At 50.3% G+C, this 17014-nt stretch carries 12 protein-coding genes; 6 read left to right on the top strand and 6 right to left on the bottom strand.

Going from position 1 to position 17014, the window contains the following annotated elements; genetic code table 11:
- Positions 1 to 3: 3 nt before the first annotated feature.
- A complete protein-coding gene (locus MHN33_RS11080; protein WP_239397989.1) occupies positions 4 to 2619 on the bottom strand; it encodes a tetratricopeptide repeat protein in 2616 nt (871 codons plus the stop codon).
- Positions 2620 to 2780: 161 nt separating this feature from the next.
- On the opposite strand from MHN33_RS11080, the gene MHN33_RS11075 reads away from it, so the two are divergent.
- From MHN33_RS11075 to MHN33_RS11055, 5 genes are all read left to right on the top strand, one after another.
- Positions 2781 to 4028 (top strand): hypothetical protein, encoded by a 1248-nt coding sequence (locus tag MHN33_RS11075; protein WP_239397988.1) that lies wholly within the window; start codon positions 2781 to 2783, stop codon positions 4026 to 4028.
- 673 nt (positions 4029 to 4701) lie between these two features.
- Entirely contained in the window at positions 4702 to 5151 is a 450-nt protein-coding gene (locus MHN33_RS11070) for an Hsp20 family protein (RefSeq protein WP_239397987.1), read from the top strand.
- A gap of 288 nt (positions 5152 to 5439) precedes the next feature.
- On the top strand, positions 5440 to 5706 hold the full coding sequence (locus tag MHN33_RS11065; protein ID WP_239397986.1) for a cation:proton antiporter: 267 nt from the start codon (positions 5440 to 5442) through the stop codon (positions 5704 to 5706).
- A complete protein-coding gene (locus MHN33_RS11060; protein WP_239397985.1) occupies positions 5678 to 6106 on the top strand; it encodes a universal stress protein in 429 nt (142 codons plus the stop codon). Before MHN33_RS11065 ends, MHN33_RS11060 begins: the two co-directional genes overlap by 29 nt.
- Positions 6107 to 6350: 244 nt before the next feature.
- Positions 6351 to 8018 (top strand): tetratricopeptide repeat protein, encoded by a 1668-nt coding sequence (locus tag MHN33_RS11055; protein ID WP_239397984.1) that lies wholly within the window; start codon positions 6351 to 6353, stop codon positions 8016 to 8018.
- Here MHN33_RS11055 and MHN33_RS11050 read toward each other — a convergent pair.
- From MHN33_RS11050 to MHN33_RS11030, 5 genes are all read right to left on the bottom strand, one after another.
- Positions 8009 to 8917: a DNA-binding domain-containing protein gene (locus MHN33_RS11050; RefSeq protein WP_239397983.1), complete on the bottom strand. Its 909-nt coding sequence runs from the start codon at positions 8915 to 8917 to the stop codon at positions 8009 to 8011. The two genes, MHN33_RS11055 and MHN33_RS11050, sit on opposite strands and share 10 nt — an antisense overlap.
- Positions 8914 to 9906, bottom strand: coding sequence for a DUF692 domain-containing protein (locus MHN33_RS11045; RefSeq protein WP_239397982.1), 993 nt, complete (start codon positions 9904 to 9906; stop codon positions 8914 to 8916). Before MHN33_RS11045 ends, MHN33_RS11050 begins: the two co-directional genes overlap by 4 nt.
- A gap of 9 nt (positions 9907 to 9915) precedes the next feature.
- Complete coding sequence (locus MHN33_RS11040; protein ID WP_239397981.1) at positions 9916 to 12207, bottom strand: ferritin-like protein; 2292 nt, start codon at positions 12205 to 12207, stop codon at positions 9916 to 9918.
- A gap of 153 nt (positions 12208 to 12360) precedes the next feature.
- Positions 12361 to 12747, bottom strand: coding sequence for a hypothetical protein (locus MHN33_RS11035; protein WP_239397980.1), 387 nt, complete (start codon positions 12745 to 12747; stop codon positions 12361 to 12363).
- A 161-nt stretch (positions 12748 to 12908) separates the two neighbouring features.
- Positions 12909 to 15080, bottom strand: a complete 2172-nt coding sequence (locus MHN33_RS11030; protein WP_239397979.1) for a malate synthase G — start codon at positions 15078 to 15080, stop codon at positions 12909 to 12911.
- 231 nt (positions 15081 to 15311) lie between these two features.
- On the opposite strand from MHN33_RS11030, the gene MHN33_RS11025 reads away from it, so the two are divergent.
- A complete protein-coding gene (locus MHN33_RS11025; protein WP_239397978.1) occupies positions 15312 to 16916 on the top strand; it encodes an isocitrate lyase in 1605 nt (534 codons plus the stop codon).
- Positions 16917 to 17014 lie beyond the last annotated feature (98 nt).

Below are 17014 nucleotides of genomic sequence, written 5' to 3'. Positions count from 1 at the left end.
GAGTTACTCCTGTTCTAATTCATTAAGTTTTTCGATTATTGGATCTACCAGCTCACTATCCGGCTCCTGGCCCGTCACCAGGCAATAACGCAGATAATTGCCCAACATCTCTTTCATCCACGCTTCGTAGACATCAGGCCTCTTTACAAAACAGAGAGAGAATAGCTGTACTGCCTCTAAAGAACTAGCCAAAGCTGCTTCGCACTGACCTAGCTCGTTTTGACATGCAGCAAAGTTATTCAATGAAGTCGCTAGGTTAGGTATAAAGGCATCGGGGCAGTCACGAGCCAGCTCTCTTCGCAGCTCAACTGCTTCCAGCGCAGTAGCCAAGGCTGCTTCACGCAGTCCCAATACACTTTGGAAGTTAGCAAGATTACTCAGCGACATGGCCAGGTCAGGTAAAAAGGCATCAGGACGTGCCAGAACCAGTTTTCTCCGTAGTTCAACGGCTTCAAGTGCTGTGCTCAAGGCGCCTTCACGCTCGCCCAATGCACTTTGTCGGTTAGCAAGATTATTTAGTGAACTAGCCAGATCGGGTAAAAAGGCATCGGGGCGGACCTGAACCAAATTTCTGTAGTGTTTAACAGCTTCCTGCGCAGCAATATGGGCTGCTTCGTGAAGGCATTGCTCGCTTTGAAAGGTCGCTAGATTGTTCAGTGACATCGCTAGGTCAGGTAAAACGGTATCAGGGTGGATCTGAGCCAATGCTCTGTAGTGCTCAACAGATTCCTGTGCGTTAGCTAGGGCGGCTTCGCGCCGTCCCAGCTTGCTTTGAAAACCCGCAAGATTATTCAGTGACATTGCTAGATCAGGTAAAAAAGCATCAGGGCGGGTCTCAGCCAATGATCTGTAGTACTCGGTTGCTTCCAGTGCATTGGTTAGAGCTACTTCATGCTTGCCCTGTACGCTTTTACAGCCCGCGAGATTATTAAGTGACATGGCTAAGCCAGACAAGAAGGCGTCTGGGCTGGCCTTAGCTAACTCTCTCAGTAATTCTACGGCTTCCGTGGCGGTGGTAAGGGCAGCTTCGCGCTGGCCTAACTCGCTTTGCCGGTTGGCCAAATTATTCAGTAACATTGCCAAACGCGCTAAATCAGCTTCACTGATCTGCTGCTCAGCCTGAATCTGGCTTTGCCGATATAACATGGTGGCCAATTTGCAGGCTAGTTCGGCCAGCGCGATGGAGCTGTGTGGCATAGCATCATTGAGTAATTCTATCAGCTCCCGATTGTGTTGGTTGTTCTCAACCAGCTGCTCTGCCCACTTTAACAATTGAGCCTGCTGAGCGGTTGGCTGGCTGACCGGGCAGGCAAAGTCCTGTAACAGGCGAACCAGCGTAGCGGCGGCCAGTTCCTGACCGTATTCAAGGGTACGAGCCAGGATGTCGGGCGCTTTTAAGCTTCGTTCCCTGTCACTTTGCAGCAGCTGTATGCACATGGCCTCGGCTATGAGGTCGGGCTGAGTGGTCGACAGTCTGACTGTTTCGCCTGCGTCTTCTGCTGGCGCAAACGCCTGCTGCAATGCCAGTAACTCTTTATCCAGGCCTGGACTGTGCCAGCCCATGGCTACCAGCTCAGCACTGAGCGTCTGGCGCATATCGGCAACTCGGAGCCCGCCACACAGTAAATGAAAGCACAGGCAATGGGCCAGCTTAGTGGCATCGCCCCCTTCGCCAAAACACTTGTAAAAGCGGTCGATTTCTCGCTGCGCCAGTTTTTCGGCTGCGGCCAGATAATGTAATGACAAGGCCGCGCGCGGCGACATGTCCCGGCACAGAATACCGGCCATAACCAGCGCCAGTGGATTACCAAACTGCGGGTCGGCCAGCGCAGTATCAAAGTCGGGTTGTTCACCAGCCTCGGGAATTGCACTGGCTTGAGGGTTCGGCACCAGCGCTTGCGCAGCATTCAGTGCAGCACACAATACTGCTCGCCGTACTGAGATATCACTCATCCCAGCCAGCGCATAGGGCTCAAACTGAGTAAACAAGTCAAGCCGTGCCTGGTCACTGCCTAATGCTGAGCCTGTTAACGTATGCCACCAGCCAGCCTCTTTACTGGCTTCGCGCTCCAGCAGTAAGATACGCACCCGGATACCATCGGCCAGGTCGTCAAGCTGAGACAGGGCATCCAGCCATTGCGCCAGTGCCTGCGCATTGGCTCCGGCGTAATCAACCACCAGCAATAAAGAGTGGGACCAGTTAGCCTGGGCAAATTTAAAGGCATGTGCCAGCTCTGCTAAGTCATCGCTACGTACAAAGCCAGCCGCCCAGCCTGTTTGCTGCTCTGCCTGCTCGCACAGCTCAATGGCCAGGCGGGTTTTGCCACTGCCTGCGGAGGCGGTGATGGCAAAGACGGAAATATCCGTATTGTTATTTAACCATTCATGGAGCATCGAAAGCTCGCGCTCGCGGCCCTGCAAACTCAATGCTTTATTGTGCGCGCTGAGAATATCCAGCACATTCGGTGGGGTTTGCGGACCTCGACGCCGCCGGGCAGGGGCATGATGGCGCACCAGCGGAATGCGAAATTCCACCGCGCCTCCCACGTGATTATGGTCGCCGGTAATAATAATGCTCTGATTGGCACTGCCCTGCACTGACACGCTGCGCTCGGCCATATCCATTCTCCCTGGTTAATGCTTACTTTTTCATCCTATTTCAGCAGTGCGGCTCAGGCAAGGGTTAAATTTATTACCCAGCGCTGTAAGTCCGTGTAACTGGCGAACCGTGTATTGTGTTCCATACTTGCTCTCGGAAACCACAATCCGGGAGGATAATTATGCTGGACTCAACCCCACAAACCACCAAACAAGACACCACCTTTGTGCAAAGCTATGGCATACATACGGGCTTTGTACCACGCTCTCAACTGATAAAAAAACACTGGATGCTGGCAGGCGATGACTATGCCAAGTTACAGGGACACTGGCACGATAACGCGCTCACCGCCATTTATGGCAACTATTTTGTGGTAGAAAAAATTAACGGCGTTGAGGTCAGCGACGCCCAGGCACTGGCCACTCTTGAAGAACTGAGCCGGGTAACGCTGGCGCAGCAATTTGGCCCGCAGTACAGCAATAATATCAGCTTTTTTGCCTCCGACCGCAGTGTCGGATGGGAATATCCCATACTCACCCCAGCGCAGGCCAAAGAGATCAGCACCAGCCTGGATGTGATAGCCTACAACAAGGTGCTGCGCTATGCGTTTGCCTCAGCCTATGCGTACAGTCTGGAACCCGGTGGCACCTTTGCTTACAACGATGACCCATTATACCAGAAGTTAATGCTCACCAACGGTAAACTCGAGATCATAGATACATTACTGAATGTAGACGGCGTCTATGCCTTTGCCGTTAAAGTGCCCGCCATTGCCTCTGAAGGCCTGGAAGAAGAAGTGATCATTGCCTATAAGGGCACCAACCCGTTTAACACCGGCGACCTGTACGAAGACTTTAAGCTGTTTTTTGCCAACCTGGCCGAAACCGACATCGCCTGGCAGCTCACCGCCTTTGAATTTTGCCAGCGCATTTTGGAGCAGTATCCAGTCAATCAGGCATCTGTTGCACCCGGTTATCAGGTACCCGAAGCGTCAACCAGCCACAATGTAGTTTTAACTGGCCACAGCCTGGGCGGCTATACGGCGGTCGACTCCGGCGTGCGCACCGGTATCCAGACCCGGGTTTTTGCCTCACCCGGTACTAAGATCATCGACGCCTATGCCCGCTATTTTGCCAACACCATGCGGCTGCGTAATGTGATCAACTTCCGCACCGACTATGATCCCATTTCGTCCTCAGCGCTGCGCCACGATGAAAACGAAGTCGAATTCCCGGCTTTCCCGGGTAACAACCTGTTTGTGAATCATTCGCTGGAAAATATGATCAAAGAGCGTCTGATCCCGCTCTACCACAACTGGCAAGATCCAACAGCCCGCCCAAGCCAGCTGTTCATCACCCCGGACGCCAGCACAGGCGCAGGCCTAAAATCCCGCACAAATGTTTGGGGGTCCACTACAAAAGGCGATTAAGTATCGCCTTTTGTCAGTGGACGCGAGACATGGATGTTGAGCCGGACTTTCACTACAGGGACGTACTTTACTCCGCACTCAACACGACCGGTGATTAATAATCACCGCAGCGTGGCTTGGCGCGAGACATGGATGTCGAGCCGGACCTGCACTACAGGGACGTACTTTACTCATAACTTGAGCGATTAAGTATCGCCTTTTGTCAGTGGACGCGAGACATGGATGTTGAGCCGGACTTTCACTACAGGGACGTACTTTACTCATAACCTACCCTAGACCGACGATTAAGTATCGTCGCAGCTTTTACGCCTGCACCAGCCCTAAGCATTCGCGTTGCCTTTAAGCAGACCCCGACTCGCTGGCCGGGGTGACGGTGGTGTGTGTACCTCTAACACAAATGGGCGCAACTCAGGGATTGCTTACCCAGTACAAAACACAAACCAAATAAAATCATATAGATACAAATAACCTAAAACTTTTTTCAATAAATTTCCTTGAAAAGCATTGGCCCCGGCCATAGATAGATTTGTGAGGACGCCGACAGGGTCCCAAACCAAATTAAGGCTTTGTTTTAAAAGTCTTTATTTAAGTAGTATTAGAGTTGAAAACCCGCTATTTACTGGTTTATTGCAAAGAGTAAATGGCTTAATTATCGCTTTATGAGGATATGATTATGCGTACAGTAGATTTATCACCCCTTTACCGTTCATTCATCGGCTTTGACCACCTTGCATCTATGATGGATGCGGCGCAGCGTAGCAGCGAAAAACAGCCCAGCTACCCGCCATACAATATCGAAGCCTTAGCTGAAGACAAGTACCAGATTACCATGGCGGTGGCCGGCTTTACGGAGCAGGAGCTGACGCTTGAGTCGGAAAACAACACGCTGACCGTTAAAGGCGAGAAGCAGAACAAAGAAGACAAAACCGACCGTAAATTTATTCACCAGGGCATTGCCGAGCGCAACTTTGAGCGCAAATTCCAGCTGGGCGACCACGTCAAAGTGATTGGCGCAGAGCTTGAGAACGGCTTGTTATTGATTGACCTGGAACGCAAAGTGCCGGAAGCGTTAAAGCCAAGAAAAATTGAGATTGGCACCGGTAAACTGCTAGAGAGCAAATAAAACACACTCCCTTTTTCCTTGTATTACATTGTTGAATTCCCACCCGCCGCCCGCAAGGGCGGCTTATTCGTGTCTGCTAATTACACAACACTTCGAGTATAACTGCCTATAAATACGGCAAATTCATACTATAAAACGCATGCTACGGTATCTTGTCGCTGCTATTTTGATGTAGAACATGGTCGGCGAAGATCCGCAGAACTTAGATTGATTTTTGCATAGGGGGTTGTGATGCTGGCGACCACTAAGGTAAAGCTGTAAGCCATTGTACGTGAAGAAGGAGGTGCAATGCTCGACCTAAGTTTTATTCATCTGTCGGCTTTTTATGAGCTCACTGCGCTGGTGGTGTTGGCCGCCGCACTGGGTTTTATTGGTGTGCTACTTCGCCAGCCCATGATTGTGAGTTTTATTGCCGTGGGGGGAGGTGTCGGGCCTTCGGCTTTAAACATCGTTCAGTCTCATGCGCACATTGAACTGCTGGCCGAACTGGGCATTGCGGTATTGCTATTCCTGGTAGGCCTTAAGCTTGACCTTAAATTCATTCGCACACTCTGAGCTGCATGTGGGCAGCGCCTGGGATGCCTACGCCGAAGACTGGCTGCGCTACGGCACCTTTGCACGTCAGTCGGACGAACAGGTTGATGACTACGTAGAGCAAGGGCGCAGAGACTGTGCCACTAAGCTGGCCCGGCTGGTGACAAAAATGGACACACTGTTCGACAAGTCTGCCGTTCAGTACCTGCAGCCCAAACTGCATCAGGTTAAAGGCAAGGCCAGTAAAGAGATCCCTCTGCTGGCACAAAAACACCAGATTGACTTAATCGTGATGGGCACCGTCGGCCGTGTCGGCATTCCGGGTTTGATCATCGGAAATACCGCCGAATCTATCCTGGAACAAACCCAGTGCTCCGTGCTGGCCATTAAGCCCAAAGGCTTTCAGACCCCAATTAAATAACCCACCTGGGTAACCCGCAGGTCCGCCCGCTGACGAGTCGGTGGACCGCTTTTCAGGGCTTTTCTGGATCACTTTTTACTACGCCAGTTCCAAAACCATCCAGAGGAATGTCTTCTTCATGCAGGTCGCCAACCCCAATGGATAAAACCCATCCCATTGTCAGGCATCATAAAATACCGTTTAATAAGGATATAAAACCCCATACCAGATTCTTACGGGGTTAAGCAGTTTAAAAGGAATATTGATGTCAGAACACAACCCCGAACTAACGCCAGAGATCCAAGCTCTGACAGAAAAAGCCCAAAGTGGCGATGCAGAGGCGCAATATGAGCTGGGCGATGCTTACTATTTCGGCGATGATACAGAACAAAATTATGAGCAAGCCGCTTACTGGTTTAAGCAAGCTGCAAAGCAAGACCATGCCGAAGCTCAATTTAGCCTGGGTTTCATGTATCAGGATGGTCAGGGGCTAGAACAGAGTGACGAAAAGGCTATCGATTGGTATAACCAAGCTGCTGAACGAGGCAATGCAAATGCCCAATGCAACTTGGGTTTTATATTTGAGCACGGCAGAGGCTTAGAACAAAGTGATGAACAAGCCGTTAAATACTATCAGCAGGCCGCGGAACAAGGGGACGCACGGGGTCAATGCAACTTGGGTGTAATGTACCAATATGGTCAAGGGGTAGAACAAAGTGATCAACAAGCAGTTAAATACTACAGACTAGCTGCAAAACAAAAAGATGCGCGTGGTCAATCCAACTTGGGGGCAATGTATGAGCTTGGTAAAGGTGTAAGGAAAAACATTGCAAAAGCAGTGGAGTATTATGAACTAGCCGCAGCACAAAAAGATACCCGGGCTCTGCTCAATCTGGCTTACTGTTACTTTGATGGGAAGGGAGTGGACCAAAGTTATAGTGAGACCAAAGCTCTATGCGAAAAAATATTTAAAGATCCACTGGTTAGCTTTGAAGCCTATGAACTCCACGATAGAGCGGAGCGTTTTGAACTGTCAGAATCTATTGGTGAGTTAAGAGAGCAGATTTTAGACATACTAAAAATCGGCGATGAAACACCGATGACCCATTACACCTCATACGAAGTTGGCCAGGCAATTTTGCTCGAAAAAAGCCCCTTCAGGTTGGGGCACATTAATGCTGTTAATGACCCCAATGAAGGCAAGTTACTCTGGCATGCACTGGGATTTGAGCCTATCGAAGGTAACCCCGTATTTATCGGCTGCTTTTTACCGAAGAGCGACAGCCTAAATATGTGGCGCTTCTACAGTAAAAACCATTTAAATGACGATGCCTGCGGCTGCGCCATTACCTTTAATACACGAGACTTTTTTGATTATCGTTTATTAGCAGAAAAGGGGTCTTTTTCCGAGCAATCAGAAGCGAAAAAAGCGTTTGCCAATACCGGTCAATCACCACAAGAAAGCGCGGCATTCTACCGGGTGCTCTACGTAAAAGGTCAGTTTGAATTTGAAGAAGAGGATGAAGAAAAAATAGGGTCACTGTTTGCTAACCTGAAAGAAGTAATCACTGCGTTTGTCGGCAAAAATCCAACATCCGAGAAGCTGCAAGACCTTGCCTGGCTACTCGGTCCGTTGCCCTACCTGCTAAAAGACGCCAATTATAAGGATGAGCAGGAACACAGGGTGATCGTCACGCACCTGGAATATGGCGCAAAAGAGATCCAAAGCTCAGATCCGGACTTTGCCACGGGTACAGCCCCGCGTTTATATCTGGAGCTGCACAGAGACAACCACCTGGCCCCGATTGAGTACGTGACGCTCGGGCCAAAAGCGCCGAACAAAGAAATGATGGCACCGTACTGGCGCCACCAGCTAGCCAGCAAGTTTACTGCAAAGCTGGATATTCGCCCCTCGCGCTGTGCTTATAAGTAGTGCGAAGCATCTTCAGTGTTTGCGGCCGGACGTTTAGCGCGCTCGACCACCAGCAGACCGCAGGCGACGGCGGCTGGTAGCCACATGGCCAGTCGGGCTCTGAGTACTGTGGGTTCCATACCCTGACGGCGGGCGCTGTGTATCAGCGCCTGTTCAAACGACATAGCCTGACCACAGTGGCTGAGCAAATCCGCCTGCCAGTGGGTCAGCGGCTGGGTGATCAGCCGATAGTTTTGTCGGGTCAGGGCAATATAACGGGTTTCTCTGCCAGGCAGGGTATGCGGCAGGGCATTTTCTAACTGTTCAACCATGGGCAGCAGATCATAATCACTAACCAGTAAACGCAGGCACGGTGGTACCATCAGGTTGAGCGATGCGCCGCCGCCCAGCAGTTCAAATTCGTTCAGTACCAACTCGGCTGGGGGCGAGTGTTCCAGTCCTTCGGCCAGTAGGACCTCAGCTTTGGCACGCTCGAATCGGGCCAGCTCCACGGGCACATCGAACATAGCGCGCTGCTTGTCATCGAACTCCCCCTGCGGCCGGGTATTAGCCAGAAAACTGACAAACGACTTACCCAGCGTATGCAAAGTGAATGACCGCGACGGCAAAGTCACAATATACGCCTTGGCAAACACCTCAAAAACGTCATCGCCCATAAAGGCGCAGAGCAGGGCAAACTCTCCTTTCAGGCACTCCACCAGTCGCATAACGTAACCGGCAGCATAAATATCCACCCGACGCTCGGCTGGCAACTGTGGGGTCGGTTTAACGCACTGTTCAAGTGTCAGGCCATCACGCTGACCTGCTGTAAGCAACTTTTCTGGCAAGTCGCCACGAGAAATTAAAACGTGAGACAACCAGTGCTGCAACTGGCTGAGTTGTGGGGTTGAGTACGTCATTTCGCTACCGGTTTTAAGCTGTGTGCTAGGTCTGTGTTTTGATGCATTTCCCGTACCACGGGCGTTGAAAATTTCGCCATATCGCTCTGGTGCACGGCCTGTGCGGGCATCTCGCCATTGAGTACCTGCTTTGCCTTATTCAGCTCTGCCACCAGAGTGTCAAATGGCGGAATATTGGCGTCCCATTCCAGTAAAGTCGACACGCCCCCGGTCAGCTGCTGCGCCAACGCATAAAGCGCCCAGACCTGCTGCGGCACCGGCTGGTCGTGGGTATCAATCAGACAATCACCGCAATCACTTGGGCCCGCCAGATGGATCTGCACAATCTGCTGGTGGGGCAGGGCACGAATATACGCCTCAGGATCAAAGCCATGATTAAAGGCACTGACAAAGACATTATTGACGTCGAGCAAAATACCACAGCCGGTGGCATTCACCAGCTCAGTGAAGAAAGCAGGTTCACTCAGGCTGGAATGACAATACTCCAGATAGGTAGACGGGTTTTCCAGTACAACCGGGCGCTCCAGCACTTCCTGCACTTGCTTAACCCGGCGGATAACATGGTCGAGACTTTCTTCCGTCAGCGGCATAGGCAAAAGGTCGTGGCTGTTTACCCCGGCCACGCCTGTCCAGCACAGGTGATCCGACACCCACGCAGGCTGCACAAAATCGCTCAGTGCTTTGAGCTTGTTCAGATAGGTAAAATCGAGCGGATCGGAGCTGCCTATGTTCATCGACACACCATGCATCACCATAGGATAGTGTGCTCTGAGTATTTCCAGCACGTGGCGGCCATAGCCAAAGTTGTCGATGTAGTTTTCGCTGATGATTTCAAACCAGTCTACAGGTTTTTTCGCCGTGTCATGGTCAATGCTCATCAGCTCAGGATAATGCTGGCTGCGCAAGCCAACCCCAAACCCCAGGTTCCCTGTATGAGAAAAAGAGGCTGCGGCATCGCGCCGCGCCTCCCCATTTTCATATTCTGACATGGCGCGTCCTTATGTTGAAGGTGGCAGTGCCAGACGAATGTCATCTGCCTTTGGAGCGTCTGGAATACCACCCGTACTCAGATCTACCAGGCCATTTGCGTTACAATATGCCTGCCAGGCAATTTTGTACACCGCGTCACCTTCTTTGTAGGGCATCGGCGTCGTTTCATCCGGTGAAGCGCAATCCAGTTGTGAGTCGCCCTCCTTAGGGGTGATGTAGCTGATAGGTTTAAAGTGGTTTTCTTTGCCATAAAAACTAAACAGCTGCATTTTATAGCCATCGCTGTCGTCGGCAGGTAAGGATGGGAATAACTGCGAGGCCGAAATAGGCACGGCGCATCCACCCAGGTTATTACACTTATTATCGGCCGGCGCACTCTTAATACCTTTAGCGCCACTGGCACCACAGCTGCCACCCGGCGTGGTACTGTGCACAAAGCCACAGCCCCCCTGGGCTTTACAATCATTTGAGCCTTTACAACTATGGAACACCTGAGCTGGCGGTAGTCCAACATTGTCTGAGGTATAACTCATCCCCTGACAGGCATGATACAACACGCCTTCCTCCTGCGGCGCAATACCAGTCACCAGATCTGGTGCCATCCCAGTCGTTGCCCAGCAAATTGAAACACGGTCGCCAGAGCCACCCATTGCAGGCCCGGGGAATTCGTTGGTTTGCCCCGACCAATAACGATCCAGCGCGGTTGTGAGGCCTTTAATGGTGCCGACTGCCGACTGACTGAACAGCTGATGGGTTTCCTTCTGGCTTTTCTCTGTGCGGCTCAGGTTGTTCAGTGCCGCAGTGATCTCATCAACGCACGGCAAATCTGAGTGCAGCTTCCTTGCTTCATCGCATTTTCCTGGGTTGAGCATATCCCTGTTCCAGCGATTGCCTTCGGCATGCCAGTCTTTCCAGGTGGAGTATCTCGCTCCTTCTTTGTAACAGGGATCGCTGAATTTAACGATCAGTTCCAACGTTTGTTTAAAGATCAGGAAGTGATCTTTGCGCTTATTCATAATCCGCGCACATGCCGAGCCAGAGATGGGCTCGCCCGGATAATCCGCTTTAAGTGCATCTTCATTGGGCTGATACTTTTCTTTAACGGTATGCTTATCCTCAGCCTTTTGTGCAAATAAGCTACTCAGGGCTTTTTGCGCCCATGTCTCATGGCTCCATTGCTGACAGATTGTTTCAACCACGCCCTGGCCTTCGCCCTGATCAGTAATAGCATTGATGTTATTGATCAACTTTAATTTGAGCTCATCATGGCGACTATCTGGCAACTCGGTTGGATTCAGTGATCCGTCGATTTCAGGGAACTGCGCTTGATAACCTTCTTCTCCAGGTCGTACATTAAAGTAATCTCGTTGCACCGGGGAGAGTAGTTCATCGAGCAAGTAGGTGCCATCGTCATACTTAATTTGCAGGTAGTTCCAGTAACACAGGTACATATGGCCAATAGAACCAAACAAGGGGAGATCAGTTTCGTTGTATTTGGGTTGCCACCAGTCAAACGGAGCATTTTCAAAGTACTTAGGACGACCATCTGCGCCGGGCTTCAAATACTGAGGCGCAATGATCTTTTTCGCGTCTTCTTCGGTTTCTTCAATCAATAAGAACAGCAGCGCCTGCTCTTTACTCAGCTCAGTCGCATTCACCCTAAGATCCTGTAAACTCTCCCCCTTGAAATGAGCTTTAAAGTAGTCTCTGACTTCGGGGCTCAGCTTATTCAAATCACTGTCGCAATCTCTGAAATCCAGGATATGCGGGATCATGGTCTGATTGTCGTAACACTGCCAGCCATATTGCTCATTGATCAGTGCCGGACTGGTAAATGTCGGTGTAAAGCCAAGCTTGCTGGCCATATTAGAAGCCAATTGCAGGTGCAGCATTTCTTCAACAAACACGCTGTATACACCATTAAATACTTGCTCATTGACCGATAACTCATGCGTCAATGTTGGATCAGCCACAACGTCATATTCATCGAATCGCCCCTTTGGCACCTTACCCGCTGTCGCAGCCAAACCAGGCCACCAACGTCCCGGGTATAGCCCAGAATCGTCGCCAATCTGGTGCATCCCATAAATGGAATAAAGGCCTGTCATATACAGGGGAATGGTAAATAGCTCAACGTTGATAGCGGCCTGAGCGATGGCTTTAACACAGGAGACATCGGCGGCCTTATAGTCACTGCTACGCGCTTTTATCTCCTGCTCTTGTTGCTTTGAAATTCTGAGTTCGGGCTTAATGATTTCTTTCAACCCGGATAATACGTCTTTATTAATTGGTTCGTTCATGAACTTGCTCCTTCGTGACGGTCTGACTACTTGCCTGTGCGTTTATTCACAGTGGCAGTGCTCATAAAAGGTAGTTCACAACGAAGGAAATTCCTATTACACCCTATTACTCAAAAAACAGCGTATGCAAAAGAGGAATGATGAAGGGGTCGCTCAGCGGCGTCGTTCAATCTCACAGAGATCAGACGCGTGACTATCACAAGATTGTCGTTGTTTAGCCTGAGATTCATAGCGGTCGGCACTCAACTTTGCTTCGGCATCAATATCAATGCCATTTGCCAGACAATCTTCTTTGTACGCTTGTTGCTGCCGGGCTTTAACAACCCCATTGGACAGAGCCAGTGCTAAGCCACCAGCAAGTTCAAGTTCATGAAAGACAAGGTTGCTGGCAGCACGGGGCGCCATTTTGATACTGGTAGACTCTTTGTAAACGCCGCAGTACTCATCAAAACTAACTTCGGTATGCGGTACAAAGACACAACCAGACATAAGCGCAACACTGATACCCGGTAAGGTATATTTCCCTGACAACATAGTCATTATTATCCGTATTTATTATTTTAGATAAGGGTATGCAGGGCGCATGAAGAATACAACGGGATACTACATAAATCTGACGTAAACTTACATCTGCTGACATTTTCCGGGGCAACAGAGCGTAAAGCCCCTTTACACTCTGTTGCCCAGACGAACCAGATAAACTATTGAACAAGGCCCTTGTATTGACGTCGATACGCATGCAATAGAGGTTCAGTGTAGCCGTTTGGCTGTGCCTTACCTTCCAGCACTAACGCCAGAGCCGCCGAAAAGGCTAGGTTTTCTTCGATGTTTTCGCCACTCATTGGCTGGTATTGAGCGTCATGGCGATTTTGCTCATCGACGATTTTTGCCATACGCACAAAAGTACGCTTAACCTGCTCCTTAGTACAAATACCATGGTGTAACCAGTTAGCAATGTGCTGGCTGGAGATACGTAAAGTGGCTCTGTCTTCCATCAGGCCAACATGGTTGATATCGGGTACTTTCGAGCAGCCAATCCCCTGATCTATCCAGCGCACCACATAGCCCAGAATCCCCTGAGCATTATTGTCCAGCTCGGTTTGGATCTCATCATCGCTTAACCGACGCGCGCCCAGTAACGGCGGTGTCAGCAGGTCGTTCAGGCTTGCCATCTGCCGCTGGACAATTTGCTGCTGCAATGTTGCCACTTCAACTTCGTGATAATGCATGGCATGTAAAGTGGCCGCTGTCGGAGAGGGTACCCAGGCGGTATTGGCACCAGACTTAGGGTGTGCCAGCTTTTGCTCCATCATTAGCGCCATTTTGTCTGGCATCGGCCACATGCCTTTACCTATCTGGGCCTTACCCGCAAAGCCTGAAGCCAGGCCGATGTCTACGTTGCGATCTTCATATGCAGCAATCCAGGGCTGCGTTTTGATTTCGCCTTTGGGTAACACCGGACCTGCCAGCATAGACGTGTGGATCTCGTCACCGGTTCTGTCCAGAAACCCGGTATTAATGAACACCACGCGGGAGTGAGCTGCGTTGATACAAGCCTGTAAGTTTACAGATGTACGGCGCTCTTCATCCATAATACCCATTTTTAGCGTGTTTTCAGGTAATTTTAGCAGCTGTTCGACCGCACCAAACAGCTCGCCGGTAAAGGCCACTTCTTCCGGGCCGTGCATTTTCGGTTTGACGATATTCACGCTCTGCGCAGTGGAGTTTTTAACTGTGCCATCGCCGTGCAGATCGTGTAGCGCAGCGGCTGCGGTGATCACGGCATCGACTATCCCTTCGAACACTTCTTCGCCGTGCTCATCCAAAATAGCAGGCGTGGTCATCAGATGGCCAACATTGCGTACAAACATCATAGCGCGGCCTTTCAGATTTAACATCTGGCCATCAGGTGTCAGATAGGTTTTATCGGCATTCAGTGAACGGATCACGGTTTTACCACCTTTTTCGAACTGCTCTTCGAGTGTGCCTTGCATCAGACCTAACCAGTTGCGGTAAACCTGTACTTTATCTTCGGCATCCACGGCAGCGACTGAGTCTTCACAATCCATGATGGTGGTCAGGGCTGACTCCAGAATAATATCTTTGATCCCGGCCTTATCAGCCTGTCCGATCGGATCCTGGGGATCAATCAGGATCTCAAAATGCAGATCATGATGTTTAAACAGTAACGCCGACGGGCTCTGTGGCTGTCCGTTATATCCGGCAAACTGCGCGGGCTCCGCCAGTTTAACCTGGCTTGAGTCGTTAAGCGTGATGATCAGTTCACCCTGAACCACCGCATAATTAGTGCTTTCAATATGAGAACCATGTGCCAGCGGCAATATCCGGTCCAGCAGCTGGCGAGCATAGGCCATCACTTTAAAACCCCGCACCGGATTGTAGCCACTCGCGCGCTCAGCGCCGTCTTCTTCGGGTAATACATCGGTGCCATAAAGCGCATCATAGAGCGAGCCCCAGCGGGCATTTGCCGCATTCAACGCGAACCGAGCATTACTGACTGGCACCACCAGCTGCGGGCCCGCTATTCGAGCAATCTCGGGCTCAACCAGCTCGGTGGTGATAGGCTGCGCAGCAACATCGGGCACCAGATAACCAATTTCAGTCAGAAATATCCGATACTTATCAGCATCCCAGCTCGGGTTCGCTAAATGATAATCATCAATTTGTTTTTGCAATAGATCGCGCTTGGCAAGCAGCGCCCGGTTTTTGGGTGTGAGAGTTTGGATAATAGTCGAAAAACCAGACCAGAAGTCGCCTGCGTTAATTTCGGTGCCAGGCAGTAGCTCCTGATCGACAAAGTCAAACAGGCGGGTATCGATGCGCAATCCGGCCTGTAAAATATGAGAACTCATGTGAGTGATCCTTGATCGGGTTTGAACGGGTCACTTTAAAATAAGCCAATTTCACTAAAAACAAACCCCTTTACCCATTCACAATAAATATATTGGCAATAACAACTATAAATTTAAAAAATCCCACTGGTCGGTCTAGTGTTTATTTAAGCGCCAGGCAGCACTCTCACACTTGCCCCTGGCAGACAAACATAAACCAGTTAGCTTAAACCCGTTCGAAGGAATTTTGTTATGAGCAGTTATACCTCTCAAATTGACCGTTTTACTACATTGTGCCAGTCACAGGGCGATACATGGCAAGGGATCAACCCTGAATTTGCAACCCGAATGCATTTACAAAACCGCTTTAAAACGGGTCTGGATATTGCCAAATATACCGCGAAGGTAATGCGTGAAGATATGGCTGCGTACGATGCCGACAGCAGCCAATATACGCAGTCGCTGGGTTGCTGGCATGGTTTCACTGCTCAGCAAATGATGATGGCCATTAAGCGCCATAATAAGACCACCAAACGCTCTTACGTGTACCTGAGTGGCTGGATGGTTGCCGCGCTTCGCTCTGAATTTGGACCGCTGCCAGATCAAAGTATGCACGAAAAAACTGCGGTGCCTAAGCTGATTGAAGAGATCTACACTTTCCTAAAACAAGCAGATGCACGAGAGCTTGATCATCTTTATAAGGCGCTGGATGAGGCCAAAGCACAGGGTGGTGACGTACAGGCAATCACAGCTCAGATAGATAACTTCGAAACTCATGTAGTGCCTATCATCGCCGACATCGATGCCGGTTTTGGTAACGAAGAAGCCACCTACCTGCTGGCAAAACAAATGATTGAAGCGGGTGCCTGTGCCATTCAGATTGAAAACCAGGTATCGGATGCTAAGCAGTGTGGTCACCAGGCTGGTAAAGTGACCGTGCCGCATGAAGACTTTTTAGCCAAAATCAATGCGGTGCGTTATGCATTCCTGGAGCTGGGCGTAGAAGAGGGGATCATTGTCGCCCGTACCGACTCGCTAGGTGCCAGCCTGACGCAGAAAATCCCGGTTTCTAAAACCCCCGGCGATTTGGCCAGCCAATACAACGCGTTCCTCGACACCACAGCTATCTCAGGCGCTGCGGATCTGAACGAAGGTGATATGGTCATTAAACAAAATGGTGAGCTGTGCAAGCCCGTGCGTCTCGACAATGGTTTATATCAATTCAGAGAAGGCACTGAAAAAGACCGCGTTGTACTCGATTGTGTTACCAGCTTGCAGTCAGGTGCTGATTTGCTGTGGATTGAAACTGAAAAGCCCAATGTAGAGCAAATTGCAGAACTGGTTAACCGGGTTCGTGAACAGGTACCCAATGCCAAGCTGGTGTATAACAACTCACCGTCATTTAACTGGACGCTGAAGTTCCGTGAGCAAGTGTATGCACAGTGGCAGGCACAGGGCAAAGATCTATCGGCATATCCTGATCCAACCCAGGACCCTAAAGCGTTGATGTCTCCTGAACTGGATCAATCAGAGCTGGCAGCTGAAGCCGATGCTAAGGTACGAACCTTCCAGCGTGACGGTGCGGCTCAGGCGGGTATTTTCCACCACCTGATCACCTTGCCTACCTATCACACTGCCGCACTGAGCACCGATATTCTGGCGGAAGGGTACTTTGGTGACCTGGGTATGCTTGCATACGTACGTGATGTTCAGAGACAAGAAATTCGCCGTGAGCAGGCTTCCGTGAAACACCAGGACCTGGCCGGCTCAAACATTGGTGATACACATAAAGAATATTTCAGCGGTGAAAACGCGCTGAAAGCAGGTGGTGAAGCCAACACCATGAACCAGTTTTAATTGTCATAAAGTTCCTACATCTACAAGGGCCCGCGGGCCCTTTTTAGATCAGTTTTTTACCAGCACAATTCCTGCAACACACAATCCAATCAACAAAG

It is taken from the genome of Pseudoalteromonas sp. OOF1S-7 (genome assembly GCF_022347765.1).
GTDB lineage: Bacteria > Pseudomonadota > Gammaproteobacteria > Enterobacterales > Alteromonadaceae > Pseudoalteromonas.
Note: the sequence above shows the minus strand (reverse complement) of the source record. Positions and strands in the feature narration are given on the sequence as shown.